The 22457-nt window shown below is 62.8% G+C and carries 19 protein-coding genes; 9 read left to right on the top strand and 10 right to left on the bottom strand.

The window, feature by feature from the left end:
- Window positions 1-43 precede the first annotated feature (43 nt).
- Together EKL15_RS18595 and EKL15_RS18590 are read left to right on the top strand one after the other, a co-directional pair.
- The gene (locus EKL15_RS18595) at window positions 44-2032 is read left to right on the top strand and encodes a ligand-gated channel protein (protein ID WP_060420232.1); all 1989 of its coding nucleotides are present in this window, start codon (window positions 44-46) and stop codon (window positions 2030-2032) included.
- Between the two features lie 55 nt (window positions 2033-2087).
- On the top strand, window positions 2088-3035 hold the full coding sequence (locus EKL15_RS18590; RefSeq protein ID WP_187322608.1) for a siderophore ABC transporter substrate-binding protein: 948 nt from the start codon (window positions 2088-2090) through the stop codon (window positions 3033-3035).
- Window positions 3036-3068: 33 nt separating this feature from the next.
- On the opposite strand, the gene EKL15_RS18585 is transcribed toward EKL15_RS18590, so the two are convergent.
- Window positions 3069-3857 (bottom strand): ABC transporter ATP-binding protein, encoded by a 789-nt coding sequence (locus tag EKL15_RS18585; RefSeq protein WP_038877856.1) that lies wholly within the window; start codon window positions 3855-3857, stop codon window positions 3069-3071.
- Entirely contained in the window at window positions 3854-4936 is a 1083-nt protein-coding gene (locus EKL15_RS18580) for an iron ABC transporter permease (protein ID WP_060420227.1), read from the bottom strand. Before EKL15_RS18580 ends, EKL15_RS18585 begins: the two co-directional genes overlap by 4 nt.
- A 364-nt stretch (window positions 4937-5300) precedes the next feature.
- Here EKL15_RS18580 and EKL15_RS18575 point away from each other — a divergent pair, with 364 nt between their 5' ends.
- Window positions 5301-6401, top strand: a complete 1101-nt coding sequence (locus tag EKL15_RS18575; protein WP_060420225.1) for a diguanylate cyclase domain-containing protein — start codon at window positions 5301-5303, stop codon at window positions 6399-6401.
- Window positions 6402-6446: 45 nt separating this feature from the next.
- Here EKL15_RS18575 and EKL15_RS18570 read toward each other — a convergent pair whose 3' ends face one another.
- The 3 genes from EKL15_RS18570 to EKL15_RS18560 form a co-directional block, all read right to left on the bottom strand.
- Window positions 6447-7925, bottom strand: coding sequence for an amino acid permease (locus EKL15_RS18570; protein ID WP_025160186.1), 1479 nt, complete (start codon window positions 7923-7925; stop codon window positions 6447-6449).
- Between the two features lie 217 nt (window positions 7926-8142).
- Window positions 8143-9009 (bottom strand): DNA-binding transcriptional regulator YeiE, encoded by an 867-nt coding sequence (gene yieE, locus EKL15_RS18565; protein WP_016926991.1) that lies wholly within the window; start codon window positions 9007-9009, stop codon window positions 8143-8145.
- 106 nt (window positions 9010-9115) lie between these two features.
- The gene (locus EKL15_RS18560; RefSeq protein ID WP_102984365.1) at window positions 9116-9313 is read right to left on the bottom strand and encodes a hypothetical protein; all 198 of its coding nucleotides are present in this window, start codon (window positions 9311-9313) and stop codon (window positions 9116-9118) included.
- A 193-nt stretch (window positions 9314-9506) separates the two neighbouring features.
- On the opposite strand from EKL15_RS18560, the gene EKL15_RS18555 reads away from it, so the two are divergent.
- Both EKL15_RS18555 and nfo read left to right on the top strand, forming a co-directional pair.
- Entirely contained in the window at window positions 9507-10580 is a 1074-nt protein-coding gene (locus EKL15_RS18555) for a YeiH family protein (protein WP_060420222.1), read from the top strand.
- A gap of 101 nt (window positions 10581-10681) precedes the next feature.
- Window positions 10682-11521 (top strand): deoxyribonuclease IV, encoded by an 840-nt coding sequence (nfo, locus tag EKL15_RS18550; RefSeq protein ID WP_016926988.1) that lies wholly within the window; start codon window positions 10682-10684, stop codon window positions 11519-11521.
- 19 nt (window positions 11522-11540) lie between these two features.
- Here the strand turns inward: nfo and EKL15_RS18545 are convergent, their stop codons facing one another.
- The 4 genes from EKL15_RS18545 to fruB all read right to left on the bottom strand — a co-directional run bounded on the left by EKL15_RS18545 (window position 11541) and on the right by fruB (window position 16062).
- Window positions 11541-12134 (bottom strand): DJ-1/PfpI family protein, encoded by a 594-nt coding sequence (locus EKL15_RS18545; protein ID WP_102984363.1) that lies wholly within the window; start codon window positions 12132-12134, stop codon window positions 11541-11543.
- A 162-nt stretch (window positions 12135-12296) separates the two neighbouring features.
- On the bottom strand, window positions 12297-13979 hold the full coding sequence (fruA, locus tag EKL15_RS18540; RefSeq protein WP_060420216.1) for a PTS fructose transporter subunit IIBC: 1683 nt from the start codon (window positions 13977-13979) through the stop codon (window positions 12297-12299).
- 11 nt (window positions 13980-13990) lie between these two features.
- A complete protein-coding gene (gene fruK / locus EKL15_RS18535; protein WP_015378523.1) occupies window positions 13991-14932 on the bottom strand; it encodes a 1-phosphofructokinase in 942 nt (313 codons plus the stop codon).
- Window positions 14929-16062: a fused PTS fructose transporter subunit IIA/HPr protein gene (gene fruB, locus EKL15_RS18530; protein ID WP_203090193.1), complete on the bottom strand. Its 1134-nt coding sequence runs from the start codon at window positions 16060-16062 to the stop codon at window positions 14929-14931. Before fruB ends, fruK begins: the two co-directional genes overlap by 4 nt.
- 247 nt (window positions 16063-16309) lie before the next feature.
- Here fruB and EKL15_RS18525 point away from each other — a divergent pair, with 247 nt between their 5' ends.
- From EKL15_RS18525 to EKL15_RS18510, 4 genes are all read left to right on the top strand, one after another.
- Complete coding sequence (locus EKL15_RS18525; protein ID WP_060439421.1) at window positions 16310-16732, top strand: NUDIX hydrolase; 423 nt, start codon at window positions 16310-16312, stop codon at window positions 16730-16732.
- 232 nt (window positions 16733-16964) lie between these two features.
- Window positions 16965-18128, top strand: coding sequence for a NapC/NirT family cytochrome c (locus EKL15_RS18520; RefSeq protein WP_203090190.1), 1164 nt, complete (start codon window positions 16965-16967; stop codon window positions 18126-18128).
- 12 nt (window positions 18129-18140) lie between these two features.
- Window positions 18141-20615 (top strand): trimethylamine-N-oxide reductase TorA, encoded by a 2475-nt coding sequence (torA, locus tag EKL15_RS18515; RefSeq protein ID WP_070914531.1) that lies wholly within the window; start codon window positions 18141-18143, stop codon window positions 20613-20615.
- A gap of 314 nt (window positions 20616-20929) precedes the next feature.
- Entirely contained in the window at window positions 20930-22105 is a 1176-nt protein-coding gene (locus EKL15_RS18510) for a sugar efflux transporter (protein WP_203090175.1), read from the top strand.
- On the opposite strand, the gene EKL15_RS18505 is transcribed toward EKL15_RS18510, so the two are convergent.
- Window positions 22102-22356 carry a YkgJ family cysteine cluster protein gene (locus EKL15_RS18505; RefSeq protein ID WP_019453627.1) on the bottom strand — a complete coding sequence of 85 codons (255 nt, stop codon included), beginning with the start codon at window positions 22354-22356 and terminating at the stop codon, window positions 22102-22104. The genes EKL15_RS18510 and EKL15_RS18505 overlap by 4 nt on opposite strands.
- Between the last annotated feature and the right edge of the window lie 101 nt (window positions 22357-22457).

The raw sequence follows: 22457 nt of genomic DNA, 5'->3' as shown, positions 1-22457 counted from the left end.
ATTGGTTAATTACTTTCACTTCAATCCAGGAAAGGTTTACCTCATGGAAACGCCACGTTACAGCAAGCTCGCCGCTCTGGTCGTCGCCTCACTCAGCGCCACCGCCGCGCTGGCCGCGCCGCAGGATGACACCCAGGACACCATGGTCGTCACCGCCTCCGGCTTCCAGCAAAAAATTCAGGACTCCGCCGCTTCCATCTCGGTGATCCCACGCCAGCAAATTGAAGACAAGGCCTATCGCGACGTGACCGACGCGCTGAAAGACGTGCCGGGCGTGGTGGTCACCGGCGGCGCCAGCAGCAGTGACATCAGCATCCGCGGCATGTCCTCCAAGTACACGCTGATCCTGGTGGACGGCAAGCGCGTTGACACCCGCGGTACCCGTCCGAACAGCGACAACGCCGGCATCGAACAGGGCTGGCTGCCGCCGATGGAAGCCATCGAGCGTATCGAAGTGGTGCGCGGGCCGATGTCTTCGCTGTACGGTTCCGACGCCATGGGCGGCGTGATCAACGTCATCACCCGCAAGACCTCCCGCACCGAGTGGAAAGGCTCGCTGCACGGCGACGCCACCCTTCAGGAAAACCGCGATTCCGGCGATCTGTTCCAGACCAACGCCTACGCCTCCGGCCCGCTGATTGAAGGCCTGCTCGGCGTGCGGGTCAACGGCTTGCTGTCGCGCCGCGCCGAAGATAAAATCGCCAACGGTTACAACGAACAGCGCATGCGCAGCGGCACCGCGGTGTTCACCCTGACGCCGGACGAGAAAAACGAATTCGACTTCGAAATCGGCCGCTCGCTGCAGGATCGCAACAGCACACCGGGCAAATCGGTGGTGGCAGAGCGTTGCAGCAAAGGCAAGTGCAAACCTACCTCTCGCAGCGAAGATCTCTACACGCGCACCAACTACTCGCTGACCCACAACGGTTATTACGACTTCGGCAACTCCACCAGCTACGTTCAGCGGGAAGAGACCAATAACCCGGGTCGCAAGATGAAGATGTATAACACCATCTTCAACACCCAGAACCAGTTCGAGCTGGGTTCCCATATGCTGAACCTCGGCGGCCAATACCGCTATGAGAAATTGGGCGACAGCGGCAACCAGCTGAGCTCGGCGAAAGACGTCAACCAGCTGACGCGCTGGAGCTGGGCGCTGTTCGCCGAAGACGAATGGGCGCTGACCAACGACTTCAGCCTGACCAGCGGCATCCGTATGGACCGCGATCAGAACTTCGGCAGCCACTGGTCGCCGCGCATGTACGGCGTCTGGCACCTGACCGAGCAGTGGACGATGAAAGGCGGCGTCTCCGCCGGCTACCGTTCGCCGGATCTGCGCCAATCCTCCGCCAGCTGGGGCCAGGTCACCGGCGGCGGCGTGCGTAACGGCATCATCGTCGGCAACCCGGATCTGCAGCCGGAGAAGAGCCTGAGCGAAGAGATCGGCCTGATGTGGGATAGCCTGAAAGGCGTCAACGCCGGCGTGACGGTCTTCAACACCGACTTCAAGAACAAGATCACCGAAGTACGCCGCTGCGAAGACACGCCGGACTGCAAGATCGGCAACGATGTCTATGACTTTATCAGCGATCGCGTCAACGTCGACAAAGCCAATATGCGCGGCGTAGAGGCCACCTTCGGCTGGCAGATCAACAAAGACTGGAAGTGGAACACCAACTACACCTACACCGCTTCCGAACAGAAGAGCGGCGACTTCCAGGGTAAGGCGCTCAACCAGATGCCGAAGCACATGCTCAACACCGTGCTGGACTGGCAGGCCACGCAGGACCTCAGCCTGTGGTCGCGCGTCAACTTCCGCAGCCGCACCTCTGACTACCTGAGCCGCACGTCGATGGAGACCAGCACCCCATCCTACACCTTTGTCGATGCGGGCCTGAGTTATCAGGCGGCGAAGAACCTGCAGCTGACCGGCGGGGTTTACAACATCCTCGACAAAACCGTGGATTACGACCACTACCGCACCACGCTGGACGGCCGCCGTTACACCGTCGGCATGACCTACAACTTCTGATGCCCCTGGGCGCGCGCTGCGCGCCCTTTTCATTCCATCACCGTGAGGAAGCCCCATGAGATTACGCCGCTCCCCCCTGATGATCGCCCTGCTGGCCGCGATGGCGCTGGCGGGTTGCCACAGCAAAACCGACGCGCCGGTGGCGCCGGCCACCGTCAACGTCCAGCACCTGAACGGCAGCACCGAGGTGAAAAAGCACCCGCAGCGCATCGTGGTGCTGGATTACGCCTCGCTTGAAGCGCTGCAGCTGTTGGGCGTCGAGCCGCTGGCGCTGCCCGGCAACCGCAAGAACTTGCCGGATAATCTGAAGCGTTATCAGGATGACAAATACCTCAATGCCGGCACCCTGTTCGAGCCGGATATGGCCGTGCTGCGCGCCGCCAAGCCGGATCTGATCCTGATCGCCGGCCGGGCGTCCAAAGCCTATGACGAGCTGAACGCGCTGGCGCCGACGCTGAACATGTCCGTCGATCCGCAGGATCAGCTGGGCAGCCTGAAACAGCGCACGCTGCAGCTGGGCGAGCTGTTCGATAAGCGGCAGCAGGCGCAGGCGGCGGTCGATAAGCTGGATGCGCAGATCGCGGCGGTCAAACCACAGGCCGCTCAGGCCGGGCGCGGGCTGGTGGTGCTGTTCTCCGGCGGCAAGATCAGCGCCTACGCCCCCAAGAGCCGTTTCAGCTTCGTCTATGACGCCCTCGGCTTCTCGTCTGCGCTGCAGTCCGACGAAAAAGACGTGCGCGGCAACAAGCTGACGCCTGAGCAGGTGGCCAAACTGAATCCGGACTGGCTGTTCGTTATCGACAGAGACGCCGCGACCGGACGGCCGAACGCGGTGGCACCGCAGAAAATCCTTACCGGTACCGCGCTGAAGAAAACCACGGCGGTGAAAAAAGGCCAGGTGGTTTACCTGCCGGCGGCCGAGGTGTATCTGTCCGGCGGCATCGTCACCGCCCAGCACGTCGTCGAACGCGTGAGCGAGGCGCTGAACCACACTGCGCGATAAAGAAAGCCCGGCGATGCCGGGCTTTTTCTTGGGTTAAATCGTCGGCTGGTTTACCAGGCCGTCTATCAGCACCTGCGGCGTGCCCTGCGAGCAGCGTTCGATGCGCCCGCGCACGCCGTAGACCCGTGCCAGGCTCTGCGGCGTAATCACCTGCTCCGGCGCACCGTCGGCGATCAGATCGCCATCCTGCAGCATCAGCACGTGGTCGCCGTGGCGCAGCGCGATGTTGATGTCATGCACTACCACCACCGTCACGATATTGCGCTTGCGGGTTTCGCGGCGCACCAAATCCATCACGTGGAACTGATAGTTGAGATCGAGCGCGCTCAGCGGCTCATCCAGCAGCAGCAGCGAGGGCTGACGGATCAGCGACTGCGCCAATCCCACCAGCTGTTTCTGGCCGCCGGACAGTTGATCGAGGTAGCTCAGCGCCAGGTGCGCGATGCCCAACTGCTCCAGCAGGGCCATCACTTCCGCTTCGCTGCCGGCGTTGCTGCGGCCGCCCGAGGCGCGCTGCGCCACGATGATCGACTCCAGCACGTGCAGATGCACCCCGGCGGGCAGCGACTGCGGCAGATAGACCACTTTCTCCGCCCGACGGGCGAACGGCATCTGCATCAGATCGCCGTCGTCCAGCCACAGCTTGCCCTGCGCCGGGTTCAGCCCGGCCAGCGAGCGCAGCAGCGTCGATTTGCCGCTGCCGTTCGGCCCCAGCAGCACGGTGATTTGCCCCCGTGGCAGCATCGGCACCGAGAGATCGTCGATCACCGGGCGCTTCGGGTAGCCCGCCGAGAAGTTTTCTATTCGTAAGCCCTGGATCATACGTTCCCCCGGTGGCGCAGAATAATGCTCAGGAAGAACGGCACCCCGACCAGCGACGTGACGATGCCCACCGGAATGATCACCCCGGGCACCAGATTTTTCGACGCCACCGAGGCCATCGACAGCACCAGCGCGCCAATCAGCGCGCTGGCCGGCAGATAGAAGCGGTGATCTTCGCCGAAGATCATGCGGGCGATGTGCGGCGCCACCAGGCCGATAAAGCCGATCGGCCCGACGAAGGCCACCGCCAGCGCCGAGAGAATGCTGATGCGCAGCAGCGTGGCCAGCCGCAGACGGCGCACATCGATACCGAAGCTCACCGCCCGATCTTCACCCAGACGCAGCGCGGTCAGTTTCCACGAGCTCATCATCGACAGCGGCAGCAGCACGGCGAATACGCCGAACAGGATGCCCAGCTTGTCCCACGAGGCGCGCGCCAGGCTGCCCATGGTCCAGAATACCAGCCCCTGCAGCGTGTCCTCGCTGGCGATGAACTGCATCATCGATACCAGCGCGTTGAAGGTAAACACCAGCGCGATGCCGAACAGCACCACGCCGGAGGTGGCGACCCGCGTCCAGCGCGTGATGCCGTCGAGCATCAGCGCGGCGAACAGCGCAAAGATAAAGGCGTTGGCGGAGATGAACCACTGATCGGGAATACCCGGAATGCCGATGCCGAGCACGATCGCCAGCGCGGCGCCAAAGGCCGCGGCGGAAGACACGCCGAGGGTAAAGGGGCTGGCCAGCGGGTTATTCAGGATGGTCTGCATTTCCGCCCCGGCCAGGCCGAGCGCAAAGCCCACCACCACCGCCATCAGCGCGTAAGGCAAGCGGATGTCCCAGACGATGACCCGCGTGCCGGCATCGGCCGCGGCGGGATCGAGCAACGTTTGCCATAAGGACGACAGCGACAGCCCGGACGGCCCCATGGTGAAATCCAGCAGCAGCGAGCCCAGGATTGCCAGTGCCAACGCGCCCATCATCAACAGGCGATGGCGAAGAATATGCTGATAACGCCCCATCACGCCGGCGTCGGGTTGCCCCTTGGCTTCAGTCATGGGATCGGTGGATACGCTCATTAGTTAGGATACCTGTTACAACCATCATGACAGCGGCGCGAAAGCGTCCGCCGTAAACCGGAAAGCGCGCGGCGACAGCCTGCGCGCAGCCGTTAACAATAAAGCAAACGATAATACTTATCAATCATATCAATAGGTGAAAACGGCGTTATGAAAATGTAATAAATTGTTTTCTATCGCCATTTTTCATCCCCTCGCCTTTACCCCGCCAACGGCCATTAGGTTCATTATTCTGAAAGTTATTCCTGATCCGACCAGACTCTGACAAATAACGAAAAAACCACTTAGAATCCAAAAGCACAGCACCGCGCGTGCAAAAAACCTTCAGGCCGCCGCAAGAGCGGCCTTTATTAACGAGGCTGTAATGAGAAGTCCATCTCCGGCGGTAACGCCCAAACGCCCGGCGCTGCTGAACTGGCTGTTGTACAGCCCGCTGCACGCCGACGACGAGCCGTTTCAACGCCAGCTGCGGCTCACGCTGACGCCCTCTCCCCTCACCCCCTGGCTGAATGCCGTGGGGCCGGCGGCGCTGTTGGTGGGGTACGCCTGGCTGAACCAGCGGCTGGTCGGCATCGGCTTGCTGCTGCTGCTGTTGCTGTTAACCGCCGGACGCGCCGGGTTGGCGCGGCGGCGCCAACCCGCCTGGCCGGACGCCATGCTGGTGACGGTGTTGCTGTGGATGCTGCTGGTCGGCGCCAGCGCCGCGCTGGCGATGCTGTCAGGCCGCTTCGTTTTAATCCTGTTCGCCGGGCTGACGATCACCGCCCTGGCCTGCTGGCTGATGCAGCGCCACGCCGCCGCGCCGCGCTTCGCACTGCTTGAGGTGATCGCGCTGACGCTGCCCTACCTGCTGGCGGCGCCGTTGTCGCGCGTGCAAAACCTGTTTGTCCTGGCGGACCTCGCGCCGCTGTGGCTGGTGCTGGCCCATGGCATGATCGCTCGCTACCACCGCCAACGGGTACAGCACGTCACGCTGGCTTGGGAGAAGCAGCAGGCGTCGCACCGCGATCGCCTGACCGGCTTCCTCAACCGAGCGGGCGGCGAGGTGGTGATGCGCAGCATCTGCCGCCCCGCAGCGGCGCAGACGATCTCCCACCTGTTCATTCTTGAGTTCGGTCCGCTGGCTGCGCTCTACCAAAGCCACGGCGTCCAGATTGGCGATGACGTGCTGCGCACCGTCGGCGAGCGCCTCAAGACGCTGATCCGCCCCAGCGACTACGTCTGCCGCTATACCGGCGGCCTGTTTTTGATACTGGTGCATGATCTGCCCTACGGCGCGGAAAGCGAGTTCCTCGCGCGTATCGTGCCGCCGCTGGAGGCGCCCTACGATTTTGGCGCGTTCGGCGAGGTGAACATGCAGCTCAACGCCGGCATTTTGGCGCTGACGCAGGATTATGCGACGGTGGAAGATTTGATGAGCTCGGCGCAGCAGGCGCTGGCGGAAGCCAAAGGCGGGAAAAAGTAAAACCACACGCGGCGGGAACCCCCGCCGCGTCTCACTCTCCGAAAATTACTTCACGTCCATCTTCGGGAATTCCATTTCGCTGTACTTCACGACGCGGGTGCCGCGCGACAGCTTGTAACCAAACCAGATCAGCAGGAACAGCGGAATGCCGATGTAGGTCGCGGTCACGCCGTACCAGTCGATCTTGTCTTGCAGGAAGGCCTGGTAGTTCTGGCCCAGGGTAATGATCAGGCACAGCACGAAGGCGAAGATCGGCCCCAGCGGGAAGAACCCGGAACGGTACGGCAAGTCGTTCAGATCGCGCCCCTGCAGCATGTAACCGCGACGGAAGCGATAGTGGCTGATAGCGATGCCCAACCAGGCGATGAAACCGGTCATACCCGAGGTATTCAGCAGCCACAGGTAAACCGACTGGTTGCCGAACATCGACGTCAGGAAGCACAGCCCGGCCACCACGCAGGTCGCGTACAGCGCGTTGCGCGGCACGCCGCCTTTCGACAGCTTGGCGAAGATGCGCGGCGCCTTGCCTTCCGACGCCAGGGTGAACAGCATGCGGGTAGAGGCGTACATGCCCGAGTTACCGGCCGACAGCACCGCCGTCAGGATCACCGCGTTCATCACCGCCGCCGCCGACAGCAGGCCGGCATGCTGGAACACCAGGGTGAACGGGCTGACGCTGATGTCCTTCACGTCGTTGCGCAGCAGGCTCGGATCGGTATACGGAATAATCAGGCTGATGATCAGAATGGCGAAGATATAGAACAGCAGGATACGCCAGAACACCTGACGCACCGCGCGCGGGATGTTTTTACCCGGGTTTTCCGATTCACCGGCCGCGATACCGATGAGCTCGGTGCCCTGGAACGAGAAGCCGACGATCATGGCCACGCCGATCATCGCCGAGAAGCCACCGGCGAACGGCGCGTCCCCTATCGTCCAGTTCTGCCAGCCGGCGTGCTCGCCGCCCTTCAGAATGCCGACGATCATCAGCACGCCGACGGCGATGAAGATAATCACGGTGCTGACCTTGATCAGCGCGAACCAGTATTCCGCCTCGCCGAACCCTTTCACCGAAATGTAGTTCAGCAGGAACATCAGGCCGAGGAACAGCGCGCTCCAGATCCAGCCGGGGGTGTCCGGGAACCAGTAGCTCATCACCAACTGCGAGGCCACCAGGTCAACGGCGATGGTCACCGCCCAGTTGTACCAGTAGTTCCAGCCCAGCGCGAAGCCGAAGCCTTCTTCCACGTATTTGGCGCCGTAAGTGGAGAATGAACCGGAGACCGGCATAAAGGCCGCCAGCTCGCCCAGGCTGGTCATCAGGAAGTACACCATCAAACCGATCAGCGCGTAAGACAACAGCGCCCCGCCGGGGCCTGCCTGAGAAACCGTGGCCCCCGAGGCGACGAACAGGCCGGTGCCGATGGAGCCGCCGATGGCGATCATGGTCAAATGCCGGGCTTTCAGCTCGCGGCGCAATCCGGGTGCTTGCTGCCCCGATGTTTTTATATCCTGCTGAGCCATTCGTACCCTATCTGCTCTTTGAAAAATGAGGGCGGATTGTAACAAATACCCGCCGGTGAACTAGCAACATTGCACTGATATAAGATAGCTTCATAATTCAGAGGCAATTATTAGCCGCGGCCCTTATGGCCTTACTTACTCTCATTAATGTGAGCGCGCGCAGGTTTTTATGCTTTTTCCGGCCTGCGCGGCAGCAGAGGGCGTGACGCGCTGCCGATTACAGCGCGCAATAGCTGAGAAAACGCTGTAATGCGTTGGAAATGTGCTTTTGCCGATGGCGGATCAGGTACAGGGTGCGCCGCAGCGGCGGCAGCGGTACCGGCAGTTCTACCAGCGCGCCGCTGGCCAGCTGTTCCGCCACCACCCGCCGCGACAGGCAGCTGATGCCGATGCCGTGCCGCACCGCGTGCTTGATAGCCTCCGAGTTGCCGAGCTCCATCACCAGCTGGAAGTGCGGCAGGTGCGCCAACAGCAGATGATCCAGCACCTCGCGGGTGCCCGAACCGCGCTCGCGCAAGATCCACGGCGCATTGGCCAACGCCTCGAGCGTCGGCGGTTGACGGGTCAGCGGGTTGTCCGGCGCAGCGAACACCACCAGCTCGTCCTCCAGCCACGGCTGCGTCACCAGCTCCGGCATATGGCAAGGCCCTTCGATCAGCCCCAGATCGACGCGGAAATCTGCCACCGCCACGATCACGTCCTGGCTGTTGCCGACGTTCAGCTCCAGCGGCGTGGCCGGAAAGTCCCGGCGGTAACGGGCGATCATCTCCGGCAGCATGTAGTTGCCGATGGTGCTGCTGGCGGCGATGCGCAGCGCCCCGCCGTCATGGCGAAACAGCTGCTCGATTTCCCCCGCCTGCTCCAGCAGCGCCAGCGCCTTGGGATACAGCAACCGGCCGTGCTCGTTGATCACCAGCCGTTTGCCGACGCGATCGAACAGCTGCACGCCCAGTTGCCCCTCCAGATCCGCCAGCGCCGCGCTGACCGCCGACTGCGACAGCGCCAGCACCACCGAGGCCTGAGTGGTCGAACCGCTTTTCAGCACTTCGGTGAAGACTTCCAGTTGACGCAACGTGATATGCATAGCCGTCCCGGTAGTGAAAAAGGGTTCTGCCAGAGAACCACAAAATGATGTCAACATGATGTGGGTAGCCCGGCGAGGCTACCCGGTTTACGGCCAATTCGGCGCGTTACTTGCCCAAGGCGACCAGCTGCACCGCCGCGGCCAGCACCGCCTCGCGCGGCGTGCCGGCTTCGTCCCGCTGTATTAATTGCAGCATCGCCACCAGGCGATCGCGATCGACCACCTTGTTTTCTTCAATCAACCGCCGCACCGCGCGCCCCACTTCCTGGTCTATCTGCTCTCTGCGTTGATCGTCGGTATCCATCGCCTGCTCCTGTTCAGTTGGAAAGTTGACGGCGGCTCGCCGCTCCTCCTCACCCTAGCCGCAATGCGGCTTTATGCCAATGCCTGACGCCATACCACTTATTCAGATAGGTTATAAATATATAATCAATTTCTCTTTTATTCAGCCCAAACGTACTCTTAGCAGCAAGAAACAGACTGAAGGACTGACTTTTATGGCGACTGATACCACTCACACTTATCCCGAGCGACGCTTTCCGCTGTTCGGCCTGCCGCGCCTGGTGCCGGGGCTGGCGCTCACCGGCGCGCTCACCGCGCTGGCCGTCTGGGCCGGCGACATTCCCTGGGTGGCGGAGCTGGGCCTGGGGGCGCTGACGCTGGCGATCCTGTTCGGCATTCTGGTGGGCAACACGCTGTATCCCCGCTGGCAAACCGTTTGTCACGGCGGCGTACAGCTGGCCAAACAACGCCTGCTGCGTCTGGGCATTATCCTTTACGGCTTCCGCCTGACCTTTCAGCAAATCGCCGACGTGGGCGCCAGCGGCATCATCATCGATGCGCTGACCCTGACCACCACCTTCCTGCTGGCCTGCTGGCTCGGCAAGAAAGTGTTTGGCATCGACAGCCAGACCGCGATGCTGATCGGCGCCGGCAGCAGCATTTGCGGCGCGGCGGCGGTGATGGCCACCGAGCCGGTGCTGAAGGCCGACTCCAGCAAAGTGGCGGTGGCGGTCTCGACCGTGGTGGTGTTCGGCACCCTGGCGATCTTCGCCTACCCATGGCTGTATCAGCTGAATGAACACTTCCAGTGGCTGCCGTTCAGCCAGGAAACCTTCGGCATCTACGCCGGCTCCACCATCCACGAAGTGGCTCAGGTGGTTGCGGCCGGGCACGCCATTGGGCCGGACGCCGAAAATGCGGCGGTGATCGCCAAGATGATCCGCGTGATGATGCTGGCGCCGTTCCTGCTGCTGCTGTCGGGCTACATCAGCCGCGGCAGCGCAGGCAAGGCGGAAAAATCCGCCATCACCATTCCGTGGTTTGCCGTGCTGTTTATCGCCGTCGCCGGGCTGAACTCCTTCAACCTGCTGCCGGCCACGCTGGTGCACCATCTGATCACCGCCGACACTTGGATGCTGGCGATGGCGATGGCGGCGTTGGGGCTGACCACCCACATCAGCGCCGTGCGCCAGGCCGGGATGAAACCGATTCTGTTGGCCACGCTGCTGTTCGTCTGGCTGCTGGTCGGCGGCGGCGCGATAAACCAGCTGGTGCAACACTGGCTCTAATCATCCCCTTCAGCGGCCCGCTTCGGCGGGCCGCCGCTTTTCATCATTCAATCCGCCCGCCATCAATGCCATAATGTCACCGATAACACAGGAGAATGAAGATGAAGTTTGTCGGTGCACATGTCAGCGCGTCAGGCGGCGTGGATCAGGCGGTTATCCGCGCGCACGAATTGGAGGCGACCGCGTTCGCCCTGTTCACCAAAAATCAGCGTCAATGGAAGGCCGCGCCGCTGGCCGCCGACGTGATCGATAAGTTCAAGAGCGCCTGCGCGCAGTACGGCTTCGGGCCGGGGCAAATCCTGCCGCACGACAGCTACCTGATCAACCTGGGCCACCCGGTGGCCGAGGCGTTGGAAAAATCGCGCGAGGCGTTTATCGACGAGTTGCAGCGCTGCGAACAGCTGGGGCTGACGCTGCTGAACTTCCACCCGGGCAGCCACCTGCTGCAAATCGATGAAGACAAGTGCCTGGCGCGCATCGCCGAATCGATCAACATCGCGCTGGACAAAACCGCCGGCGTGACGGCGGTGATCGAAAACACCGCCGGCCAGGGCAGCAACCTGGGCTTCAAATTCGAACATCTGGCGGCGATCATCGACGGCGTGGAAGACAAGAGCCGCGTCGGCGTTTGCATCGACACCTGCCACGCCTTCGCCGCCGGATACGATCTGCGTACCGAAGAAGAGTGCGAGCGCACTTTTAAGCAGCTTGGCGACATCGTCGGTTTCAACTACCTGCGCGGCATGCACCTGAACGATGCCAAGAGCGAGTTCAACAGCCGCGTCGACCGCCACCACAGCCTGGGAGAGGGCAACATCGGCAAAACGGTGTTCAGCTACATCATGCGCGATCCGCGTTTCGACAATATCCCGCTGATTCTGGAAACGGTAAATCCGGATATCTGGGCGGAAGAGATCGCCTGGCTGAAGGCGCAGCAGTAACCCACCTCTGGCCGCTCGCCTAGGCGCGAGCGGTTTCCCCCACCGCGTGCTCCGCCGCCAACATGGCGCTGAACTGGCGCAGCGTCTCTTCATCCAGGCCCGCAGCCCTGAACACGGCGGCGGTAAAGCTGACCGGTGCCGATCCCGGTGCCGTAATGACACGGTCATCCACGACGGCGGCGGCGCTCGCAACGAAATGGCTCTGCCCGGTGTAGCCCTCAGCATGGCGCGTCAAAAACCCGGCATCGTTGGAAGTATGCGCCCTGCCGTTCAACAGGCCGGCCCGCGCCAACGCCAACGTTCCACCGCAAATGCCCGCCAGGGTTGCGCCGCGTTGAAACTGCTCGTTGAGCAACGCGCTGATATCCGGTGCCCGTTCGGTTTCCCATAGAGTGCCACCGACCACCACCAGCACCTCGGGGCGCCAATCCGCCAATTCGGCCACGCCTTTTTCAACCTCTACCGTCAGCCCGCCCTGTGAGCGAAACTTTCCGACCTGCGGCGCAAAAAACGCTACCTCCAGCCCATAAAACGGGCCGCCAACGCCGGCAATCAGCGCGTATTCCCAATCGGCGAAACCGGATGCCAGTACGATCGCCACTTTTTTAGCCACGAATGAATCTCCTTGAGTCATTCCTTGTTCGCATGAACAAAGTCGCGCTGTCAGCTTAGAAAGCGTTGTGGCTTTTGGCCAGGGATAAATCGTGCTAACTGCCTCAACCACAAACAAAAACGCGCAACCCAGGGCTGCGCGTTTTGGCGATACCGACGTCAGTTACGCCGCGGCGGCGACCGACGTTTCAGCACGCTTCAGCAGGGCATAAGCCACGCCCGCCAGCAGGGTACCGGCGGCGATCGCCACCAGATACAGCAGCACCGGCGTGATTGCACCCGGGATCAGCAGCACGAACAGCCCGCCGTGCGGCGCCATCAGTTTGGCACCGAACGCCATCGACAGCGCACCGGTCAGCGCACCGCCGGCGATGCAGCAAGGCAGCACGCGCATCGGATCGCGGGCGGCGAACGGGATCGCCCCTTCAGAGATAAAGCACAGGCCCAGCACCAGCGCCGCTTTGCCGCCTTCCCGTTCGGATTTCTCGAACTTGTGGCGCGCCAGCAGCGTCGCCAGCCCCATCGCCAGCGGAGGCACCATGCCGGCGGCCATGATCGCCGCCATTGGCGCATACACCGAGGAGCTGAGCAGCGCCACGCCAAAGGCGTAGGCCGCTTTGTTCACCGGGCCGCCCATGTCGGTACACATCATCGCGCCGAGAATCGCCCCCAGCAGCACCGCGTTGGCGGTGCCCAGCGACTGCAGCCAATGGGTCAGGCCTTCCATGATTTTCGCCACCGGCGTGCCGACTACGTAAATCATGATGAGGCCGGTGATCAGGCTGGCGACCAGCGGAATGATCAGGATTGGCTTCAGCGCTTCCATACTTTGCGGCAGGCGCAGCTTGCTGCTGATCGCCTTGGCGACGTAACCCGCCAGGAAACCGGCGATGATGCCGCCGAGGAACCCGGCGCCGGTGCTCACGGCCAGCATGCCGCCGATCAGGCCCGGCGTCAGGCCCGGGCGATCCGCGATGGAGAAGGCGATGAAACCGGCCAATACCGGCACCATCAGCGCAAAGGCGGAGCCGCCGCCGATCTGCATCAGCGCCGCCGCCAATGTGCCTTTGACTTCAAACGCCTTGATGCCGAACACGAACGACAGCGCGATACACAGACCGCCGGCCACCACCATCGGCAGCATGTAGGACACGCCGGTCAGCAGGTGGCGATACGGGCCGTTGCCCTCTTTCTTTTTACCCGCCGGCGCCGCACTGCCGCGCTGCTGCGGCTGGAACACCTCGGCCTCGGCCAGCGCCTTGTCCAGTTCCTGGGCGGTTTTCTTCAGCGCCAGGCCGGTGGAAGTGCGGTACATCGGCTTACCGGCAAACTTATCCAGATCCACCTCGATATCCGCCGCGACGATCACCAGATCCGCCGCCGCCACTTCTTCCGGGGTGATGGCGTTGCCTGCGCCGACGGAGCCGCGCGTTTCCACCTTCACCCACCAGCCGCGTTTCTTCGCTTCGCTTTCAATGGCTTCGGCCGCCATAAAGGTGTGCGCCACGCCGGTTGGGCAAGCGGTGATCGCCACGATGCGTTTTTGCCCATCGGCTTTCACCGGCGCCGCCTGCGGTGCCTGATAGGTTTCAGCTTCGGCCTTGGCGCGCGCCAGAAAAGCCTCCGGCTCACGCACCGCCTGCTCTACGTCGCCCACATACACCAATTTGCCGTTCAGCCCGGCGTCAGCAGGGGCAGACTGCCCCGCCACCGCCACCAGTTCGGCGTCCTGCAGCGACTCGACCAGCGTCAGGCCGGTTTTGGCCGCGGCAGCCTCCAGCATGCGTTTCGCCAGGTGGCCTCGGGCCTGCCCCAGCGAACTGTCTACCATCAGCAGCGTTTTCATTCTGCCTCCTGCTATTGATTGAAAGGTTTCAGATCGACGCGCGCCATCATCGCGGCCAACTGGGGACGATCGGTCACGCCGACGTTGCTCTGGCTGACCGCCAGCGCCGCTACCGCCGTGGCCAGACGCAGGGTATGTTCACTGGATTCGCGCATCAGCAGGCCGTAAATCAGGCCCCCTACCATCGAATCGCCGGCGCCCACGGTGCTGACCACCTCACAGGACGGCGGTTTGGCGATCCAGGCGCCGGACGCGTTAACCCACAGCGCGCCTTCCGCGCCGAGGGAGATCACCACGTGGGCGATGCCCTGTTCGCGCAGCGCATGCGCGGCCTCGACCACGTCCGCCAGCGTCGGCAGCGGGCGGCCGGCCCAGATTTCCAGCTCGCGGCGGTTCGGCTTCACCAGCCACGGCGAGGCCTTCAGCCCGGCGACCAGCGCTTCGCGGCTGCTGTCGAAAATGATGCACGGGCACTTGGCGCGCAGCTGGGTCATCCAGTCGGTAAAGGCATCGGGATCGACGCCGGCCGGCAGGCTGCCGCTCACCGCCACCATGTCGAACTGGCCCAGCCAGCTCAGCGAGTCGCTGACGAAGCGATCCCAATCCTGCGGCGTCACTTCAAAACCGGAGAAGTTGAAGTCGGTCACTTCACCGTCTTTTTCCGTCAGCTTGACGTTGATGCGGGTGCGGCCCGGCACCACCTGGAAGCGGTTGGCGATCCCCAGATCGCTGAACAGCAGCTGGAAACCGTCCTGATTGTCTTTGCCCAGGAAACCGCCGACGGTGACGTCGATGCCCAAATCCTTCAACACTTTGGCGACGTTGATACCCTTACCGGCGGCGTGCAGGCCGGCGGTTTTTACCCGGTTGACTTCCCCGCGCTCGATCTGCGGGCAGAAACCCACCAGATCGTACGCCGGGTTCAAGGTGATCGTTGCTACTCTTCTGCTCATGCTGCGCCCTCGCCCAGTCCTTCATTAATCGCTTCGCCGATCGCCTTCAGCGCGGCTTCAGCATCTTCTCCATTGGCGGTAAAGCGCAGGTGATGCCCTTTCTTCACGCCCAGCGCCACCACCTTCATCAGGCTGCGCCCGTTGGCCGGCTTACCGCTGCCGTCCAGGTTGGTGACGGTGATGTCACTGTTGAAACTTTTGATCACGTTGACCAGCGCCGTGCCCGGCCGTGCGTGCAGGCCGTGCTCGTTGCGGATCACAAACTCGGCGCTCAGCACGCTGCTCTCCTCGGCCACTTCGCTGGTCAGCAGCGCCAGCACCCCGGCGGCATCCGCCTTCAGCAGGCGTTCAGCTTTGTTGGCCAGCAGCAGGTCGCTGAGGTAGTTGAGCACCGCCAGCGGCTGCGCATCGGCGACCGACACCGTCAGCAGCAGCGCCACCGGCTCGCCGTCTTCCACGAAAGCGTGCGCCGGACGGCTGACGGTGGCCGCGCTGGCCAGGTTGCCTTCGACGCTGTCGCTCAGCCAGATGCCCTGCCCCAGGTTCAGCGGCTTGCGGGTGATAGCATCGCTGACGAACTGCGCGTTGACCGCGCCGGCCTTTTGCAGCCGGCCGGCGTTCAGCGCCTGCAGCGTCATCAGGCTGTCGGCCGCGACGTCGAGCGCAATCAGCGAAACGTCAAACTGGAATTCGGCGCTCTGCTGTTCGCCCATCAGCAGGCTGCGCAGCTCTTCCGCGGAGGTGGTTTTCGCCAGCCGCTCCGCCACGCTGTCATCGCTCAGCACGTGCGTGAGCTGGCGCAGCAGCGCCAAATGCTCGTCGGAGCGGGCGGCGATGCCGATCGCCACATAGGCGGTCTGGCCTTCGCCCCAGGCGATGCCCTGCGGGAACTGGAATACCTGCACACCGGTTTTCAGCACCAGATCGCGGGTATCGGTGGTGCCGTGCGGAATGGCGATGCCGTTGCCCAGATAGGTGGACGTCTGCAGTTCGCGCTGCAGCATGCCGTCCACGTAACCGGCGCTGACGCAGCCCGCTTCGGTCAGGGCGGCGGCCACCTGGCGGATGGCCTCCTGCTTACCGTCGGCAGCGGCGCCCAGATGAATGTCTTGCGGTGACAACTGGAACATGATTCTCCTCTCCTGCTGAATTGAATCGTTTCAGCTTCATTGAGAAAAAGGAGCGTTACCCGCTCGCCACAAGCGGCCGGATAACGCTGAAACGTTTCAAGGAGTGTGTAAGCAGCGCAAGGTGAAAGCAAGCTTTCTCCCTTTTGCCATTGCAGATTTTTGAGCTTACGCACACTTTCGCCGGCGCATTGGTCAGCGCCGGGGCAAAATGACATACTGTGCTGAAACTTTGCTGACGGAGAAAAGCATGAACGTAGTGACGGGCGTCGGGGTGATCATCGTCAACCCGCAGGGCGAGATTTTGTTGGGCAAACGCTGCGGCCCGCACGCGCCCTTTTGGTCGATCCCCGGCGGGCATCTGGATACCGGCGAAACCTTCGAGCAGTGCGCCCAGCGCGAAATCGCCGAAGAGACCGGGTTGCTCATCGCTCCGCCGCGCTTCGTTGGCGTCAGCAACAATCTGCAAACCTGGCGCGCCGAAGGCAAACACACGGTGTCCATCTGCCTGCAAGTGGAACATCCCGGCGGCAGCGCCGAGTTGAAAGAACCCGAAAAGTGCGCCGAGTGGCGCTGGTGCGCGCCGGACGCCCTGCCGGAACCGCATTTCGAAGCCAGCCGCACCGCCATCCGCCTGTGGCTGAGCGGCCAGGCCTATGTGCCCACGGCCTGACCCATCGCGAGCGCGTGTTGCGCTCGCCTCCCCTGCCGCACTGCCCACCGCTATATAAATTAGAATATAACGCTATTTTTTGCGATATATGCCCTTTTTTTGACTACGGATAACCCTATGGGGTTAGCCCTCTTCTATTATTACCCCTGCAATCGACGTGGCATTCTGACCTCCGGTCGGCGGCCTTTTGGCAAGATTTTATTTTAAATTCATAATTATAAGCGGGTTTACCATGAGCAAAAAACTGACTGGCTTTGAAAAAAAGCGCCGGTGGGGGTGGCTATGGCTTTTGCTGCTGGGGATTATCCTCGGCGCGGCGCTGTTGGCCGGGACCGCCACCGTCTTCCATAAAACCAGCGATACCGCCTTCTGCGTTTCCTGCCACACCATGCAACAACCGCTGGCCGAATATCAGGGCAGCGTCCACTTCCAAAACACCAAGGGCATCCGCGCCGAGTGCGCCGACTGCCACGTGCCGCACCAGCCGATCGATTACCTGTGGACCAAAATCCGCGCGGTGAAAGACATTTATGGCGAGATGGTCGGCACCATCGATACGCCGGAAAAATACGAAGCGCACAAGCTGGCGATGGCGCAGTCGGTCTGGAAAACGCTGAAAGAGAACGACTCGGCCACCTGCCGCTCCTGCCACAGCTACGACGCCATGGACATCACCGCCCAGCGCCCTGAGGCGCGCCTGCAGCACCCGGTGGCGATCAAACAGGGCGAGACCTGCATCGACTGCCATAAGGGCGTGGCCCACATCCTGCCGGACATGAGCGGCGAAACCCAGGCCGGCGCCGCCGAGCTGGCTAAGGCCGCGGCGCTGACCGCACCGGACGCCGCCACCACCCTCTACACCATCGCCACCGAGCCGTTCTTCCTCGGCGCCAACGACAGCCATAACGCCGGCAACCTGATGCCGTCCACCGAAGTGCAGGTGGTTAAGCAGCAGGGCGACAAGGTGCTGGCCACCGTCAGCGGCTGGCAGCAGGACGGCGTCAGCGAAGTGTTCTACGCCGCGCAGGGCAAACGCATCCTCAGCGTGCTGCTGGGTGAAGACGCGCGCCAACAGCTGAAGACCGCCTCCACCCAGACCGATGCGGAAACCGGCCTGGTCTGGCATCAGGTTTCTCTGCAGGTGTGGCTGCCGCGTAAACAGTTGATCGACGATCAGCAAAAAATCTGGCGCTACGCCGCGGACATGATGTCAGCCAACTGCACCGGTTGCCACGGGCTGACCGCGCTCGATCGCTTCAACGCCAACCAATGGATCGGCGTCATCAAAGGCATGGCGCCGCGCACCTCGCTGACGCAGGAACAGCTGCGCGTGCTGACGCAATACGTACAAAAACACGCCAGCGACATGCCACCTGCCGCACCGGCCAAGCTTTAAGGGAGAAGCGCAATGAGCAACCAACAACCGTTAACAATGAGCCGCCGCCGCTTCCTGACCGGGGCCGCCGCGCTGGCCGCCGCCCCGCTGCTGGCTGGCTTATGGCCCAAAGCGGCGCTGGCGCAGGCCATCAGCGAAGCGCTGCCGCAGTTCATCGTCTTGCGTCAGGCGCAAAAAGGCATTCTGACCGGCGCCCACTGGGGTGCGTTCGAGGCCATCGTGCAGGACGGCAAGATGGTCGGCGTGCAGCCGGTGCAGGACGATCCGTATCCGAATGAGCTGATCACCATGGCGCCTTATCAGGTGCACGCCGAGAACCGCATCAAATACCCGATGGTGCGTAAAAGCTGGCTGGAGGGCGGCCCCGGCAGCCATACCGAGCTGCGCGGCCGCGACGAGTGGGTGCGCGTCAGCTGGGACAAAGCGACCGAGCTGGTGTGCAATGAGATCGTTCGCCTGCAAAAAGATCACGGGCCGCAGTCGATCTACGCCGGTTCCTACGGCTGGAAAAGCGTCGGCATGCTGCACAACAGCCGCACGCTGCTGCAGCGCCTGATGAACCTGACCGGCGGTTTCCTCGGCTACGCCGGCGACTACTCCACCGGCGCGGCGCAGGTGATCATGTCGCACGTGGTCGGTTCGATGGAGGTCTACGAACAGCAGACCGCCTGGCCGAACGTGATCGAGAACAGCGAGCTGGTGATCCTGTGGGGCTGCAACCCGATGGTCACGCTGAAAAACAGCTGGAACGTGCCGGATCACGTCGGCCAGACCGGCTTCGAGGCGCTGAAGAAGAAAGGCACCCGGGTGATCAGCATCGATCCGGTGCACAGCGACAGCGCCAAGTTCGTCAATGCGCAGTGGATCGCCCCGCGTCCTTATACCGACGGCGCCATGCTGATCGGCATCGCCCACACGCTGCTGACCGAGAAGCTGCATAACCCGGACTTCCTGAAAACCTACACCGTCGGCTTCGACAAGTTCCAGGCCTACCTGCTGGGCGAGAGCGACGGCGTGGCGAAAACCGCCGAATGGGCGGCCGACATCAGCGGCGTCGATGCCGACACGCTGCGCGGTCTGGCGCGCGAGATGGCGAAGCATCGCACCATGATCATGGGCGGCTGGGGCATTCAGCGCCAGCACCACGGCGAACAACAGCACTGGCTGCTGGTGACGGTGGCGGCGATGCTCGGCCAGATCGGCCTGCCGGGCGGCGGCTTCGGCTTCAGCTACCACTATTCCTCCGGCGGCAGCCCGACCGCCAAGGGCGGCATCATCGCCGGCATCTCCGCCGGCAACGCGCCGAAGAACTCCCCGGCGCCGATCCCGGTGGCGCGCATCGCCGAATGCCTGAGCAATCCGGGCAAAACCATCGACTTCAACGGTGCCAAGGTCACTTACCCTGAGGTGAAAATGGTGTATGTGGCGGGCGGCAACACCTTCCACCAGCATCAGGACACCAATAACCTGGTCAAAGCCTGGCAGCGGCCGGACACCATCGTGGTCAACGAGCCTTACTGGACCGCTACCGCCAAGCATGCCGACATCGTGCTACCGGCCACCACCAGCTACGAGCGCAACGATCTGGAAATGGGCGGCGACTATTCGCAGCTCTATGTGTTCCCGATGCATCAATGCGTGCCGCCGCAGCACGAGTCGCGCAGCGACTTCGACATCTTCTCGGCGATGGCGGCCAGGCTGGGCGTGCAGGAGGCCTTTACCGAGGGCAAAGACGAAACCCAGTGGCTGAAAGGCATGTACGACGACATGAAGAACCAGGCGCGCGCGGCCCGGGTGGCGCTGCCGCCGTTCGACATGTTCTGGCAATCCAACAACTACGTGCGCTTCCCGGTGCCGGAGGCCAACACGCAGTGGGTGCGCTTCGCCGACTATCGCGACAACCCGCTGTTGAACCCGCTGGGCACGCCGTCGGGCAAGATCGAGATCTACTCCGACGCCATCGCCAAAATGCATTACGAGGATTGCCCCGGCATCCCGACCTGGATGCCGCCGCACGAGTGGTATCGCGGGCCGGAAGCGGCCAAATATCCGCTGTCGCTCAATACCGCGCACCCGACCAACCGGCTGCACTCTCAGCTCGACAACACGCCGCTGCGCGAGAAATACGCGGTAGCGGATCGTGAAGCTATCCTGATCCATCCGCAGGACGCGCAGCCGCGCGGCATCAGCGGCGGCGATCTGGTGCGGGCGTTCAACGATCGTGGCCAGATCCTGGTGGGCGCGGTGGTCAGCGAAGACGTGCGACCGGGCGTGGTGCGCATCAGCGAAGGTGCCTGGTTCGATCCGGCCGATCCGGCGCAACCCGGCTCGCTGTGCAAGAACGGCAACGTCAACTGCCTGACCTTCGACATCGGCTCTTCCAGCCTGGCGCAGGGCAACTGCGGGCAGATGGCGCAGCTGCAGATCGAGAAGTATCGGGGGCCGGTATTGAAAAATACCGCGCACGCGGTGCCACAAGGCGCCTGATTTACCGGCAAGCAAAGGGGCGCGACGCGCCCCTGAGGTTGATGACAAACCTCATGTCATTGCCCGGTTTGCAGAAAGCAGCGGATAACAAACAGGGAAAATCAATGAATTGATTTTCGGCTGATGACCACAAAGGAGGAAAAACCACGTTTTTTCCTCCTTTGTCAACGGTCTGGGGGGCGCGACGCGCCCCTTTTTTCTCGTCGCCGCACGACATATCCGTTTACCCTTCGCCGCAAGGGAGCGGTTTGCGTTTCATTTCAACGGGCGTATGATGCGCGCGACCTTCCTTTTTCGACGAATTATCAACCACCATGCCGACTTCATCCGCAATAACGCGACGCGCGCCCGATCTCACTTCGCTGGCCTTTTTGGCGGTGGCGTTCCTGACCGGTATCGCCGGTGCGTTGCAAACCCCGACGCTGAGCCTGTTTCTGGAAACCGAGGTCAAGGTACGGCCGGCGCTGGTCGGGCTGTTCTTTACCGGCAGCGCGGTGATCGGCATTCTGGTCAGCCAGTTTCTCGCCGGCCGTTCGGATAAACAAGGCGACCGCAAATCGCTGATCTTCCTCTGCTGCATGCTGGGTGCGCTGGGGTTCACGCTGTTCGCCTGGAACCGCGACTATTACCTGCTGCTGATCGTCGGCGTGGTGCTCACCAGCTTCGGCTCCACCGCCAACCCGCAGATGTTTGCGCTGGCACGTGAGCATGCCGACCGTACCGGCCGCGAGGCGGTGATGTTCACCTCCATCATGCGCGCCCAGGTCTCCCTGGCCTGGGTCATTGGCCCGCCGATCGCCTTCGCGCTGGCGCTGGGCTTCGGCTTTAAGGCCATGTATCTGGCGGGCGCGGCGGCCTTTGTGCTGTGCGGCCTGCTGGTGTGGAAACGGCTGCCCTCGATGCCGAAAACCGCGGCGACGAACGCGCCCCTGGCCGCACCGCGGCAGCACCGCCGCGATTCGCTGCTGCTGTTCGTCGCCTGCACCCTGATGTGGACCGCCAACAGCATGTACCTGATCAACATGCCGCTGTACGTGGTGCACGAGCTGCGGCTACCGGAGCGGCTGGCCGGGATATTGATGGGCGCCGCCGCCGGGCTGGAGATCCCGGTCATGCTGCTCGCCGGACTGGCGGCGAAGCGCTGCGGCAAACGCCGCCTGATGCGCGGGGCGGTGGTCGCCGGCGTGCTGTTCTACTGCGGCCTGCTGTTTATCACCGGCAGCTGGCAGCTCATCGCCCTGCAGCTGCTGAATGCGGCGTTTATCGGCGTGCTGGCGGGGATCGGCATGCTCTATTTTCAGGATTTGATGCCCGGCCAGGCCGGCGCGGCCACCACGCTGTTCACCAACACCACCCGGGTGGGCTGGATCATCGCCGGCTCGATCGCCGGCGCGGTGGCGGAAATCTGGAACTACCATGCGGTGTTTTACGCCGCGCTGGCGATGACGGTGGGGGCCACGCTGTTCCTGTGGCGGTTGAAAGACGCTTAGGGCGCGGTGTCCGCTTCCAGCCTGGCGAGATAAATCAGCGCCTGATCGCGGTGATCGTGGCACATGTCGCGGCTCGGCTGCAGGCTGCCGCACACTTTCGGCCGCAGCGGCGAATGAAACAGACCGCAGCGCAGCTGCTCATCCAGGTGAATGCAGCGGGTATTGGCGGGCTTGCCGTTCGGCATGCCGGGGATCGGGCTGGATATTGACGGCGCGATACAGCAGGCGCCGCAGTCGCTGCGACAGTCCATCAGCGCTACTCCTGGTGGGCTGGGGAAAAGAAGCGCGACAATAGCAGCCGCGCGCGGCGGCCGCCAGCAGAATCCCTGCGCCCCGGCGATCTTTACACTCA

This window comes from Serratia sp. 4542 (assembly GCF_016805595.1).
GTDB lineage: Bacteria > Pseudomonadota > Gammaproteobacteria > Enterobacterales > Enterobacteriaceae > Serratia > Serratia nevei.
Note: the sequence above shows the minus strand (reverse complement) of the source record. Positions and strands in the feature narration are given on the sequence as shown.

What these genes read in the sequence shown, in the direction of transcription:
- EKL15_RS18595 (WP_060420232.1), top strand. Translation starts at nt 44, where the DNA reads ATGGAAACGCCACGTTACAGCAAGCTCGCCGCTCTGGTCGTCGCCTCA.
- EKL15_RS18590 (WP_187322608.1), top strand. Translation starts at nt 2,088, where the DNA reads ATGAGATTACGCCGCTCCCCCCTGATGATCGCCCTGCTGGCCGCGATG.
- EKL15_RS18585 (WP_038877856.1), bottom strand. Translation starts at nt 3,857, where the DNA reads ATGATCCAGGGCTTACGAATAGAAAACTTCTCGGCGGGCTACCCGAAG.
- EKL15_RS18580 (WP_060420227.1), bottom strand. Translation starts at nt 4,936, where the DNA reads ATGAGCGTATCCACCGATCCCATGACTGAAGCCAAGGGGCAACCCGAC.
- EKL15_RS18575 (WP_060420225.1), top strand. Translation starts at nt 5,301, where the DNA reads ATGAGAAGTCCATCTCCGGCGGTAACGCCCAAACGCCCGGCGCTGCTG.
- EKL15_RS18570 (WP_025160186.1), bottom strand. Translation starts at nt 7,925, where the DNA reads ATGGCTCAGCAGGATATAAAAACATCGGGGCAGCAAGCACCCGGATTG.
- yieE (WP_016926991.1), bottom strand. Translation starts at nt 9,009, where the DNA reads ATGCATATCACGTTGCGTCAACTGGAAGTCTTCACCGAAGTGCTGAAA.
- EKL15_RS18560 (WP_102984365.1), bottom strand. Translation starts at nt 9,313, where the DNA reads ATGGATACCGACGATCAACGCAGAGAGCAGATAGACCAGGAAGTGGGG.
- EKL15_RS18555 (WP_060420222.1), top strand. Translation starts at nt 9,507, where the DNA reads ATGGCGACTGATACCACTCACACTTATCCCGAGCGACGCTTTCCGCTG.
- nfo (WP_016926988.1), top strand. Translation starts at nt 10,682, where the DNA reads ATGAAGTTTGTCGGTGCACATGTCAGCGCGTCAGGCGGCGTGGATCAG.
- fruA (WP_060420216.1), bottom strand. Translation starts at nt 13,979, where the DNA reads ATGAAAACGCTGCTGATGGTAGACAGTTCGCTGGGGCAGGCCCGAGGC.
- fruK (WP_015378523.1), bottom strand. Translation starts at nt 14,932, where the DNA reads ATGAGCAGAAGAGTAGCAACGATCACCTTGAACCCGGCGTACGATCTG.
- fruB (WP_203090193.1), bottom strand. Translation starts at nt 16,062, where the DNA reads ATGTTCCAGTTGTCACCGCAAGACATTCATCTGGGCGCCGCTGCCGAC.
- EKL15_RS18525 (WP_060439421.1), top strand. Translation starts at nt 16,310, where the DNA reads ATGAACGTAGTGACGGGCGTCGGGGTGATCATCGTCAACCCGCAGGGC.
- EKL15_RS18520 (WP_203090190.1), top strand. Translation starts at nt 16,965, where the DNA reads ATGAGCAAAAAACTGACTGGCTTTGAAAAAAAGCGCCGGTGGGGGTGG.
- torA (WP_070914531.1), top strand. Translation starts at nt 18,141, where the DNA reads ATGAGCAACCAACAACCGTTAACAATGAGCCGCCGCCGCTTCCTGACC.
- EKL15_RS18510 (WP_203090175.1), top strand. Translation starts at nt 20,930, where the DNA reads ATGCCGACTTCATCCGCAATAACGCGACGCGCGCCCGATCTCACTTCG.
- EKL15_RS18505 (WP_019453627.1), bottom strand. Translation starts at nt 22,356, where the DNA reads ATGGACTGTCGCAGCGACTGCGGCGCCTGCTGTATCGCGCCGTCAATA.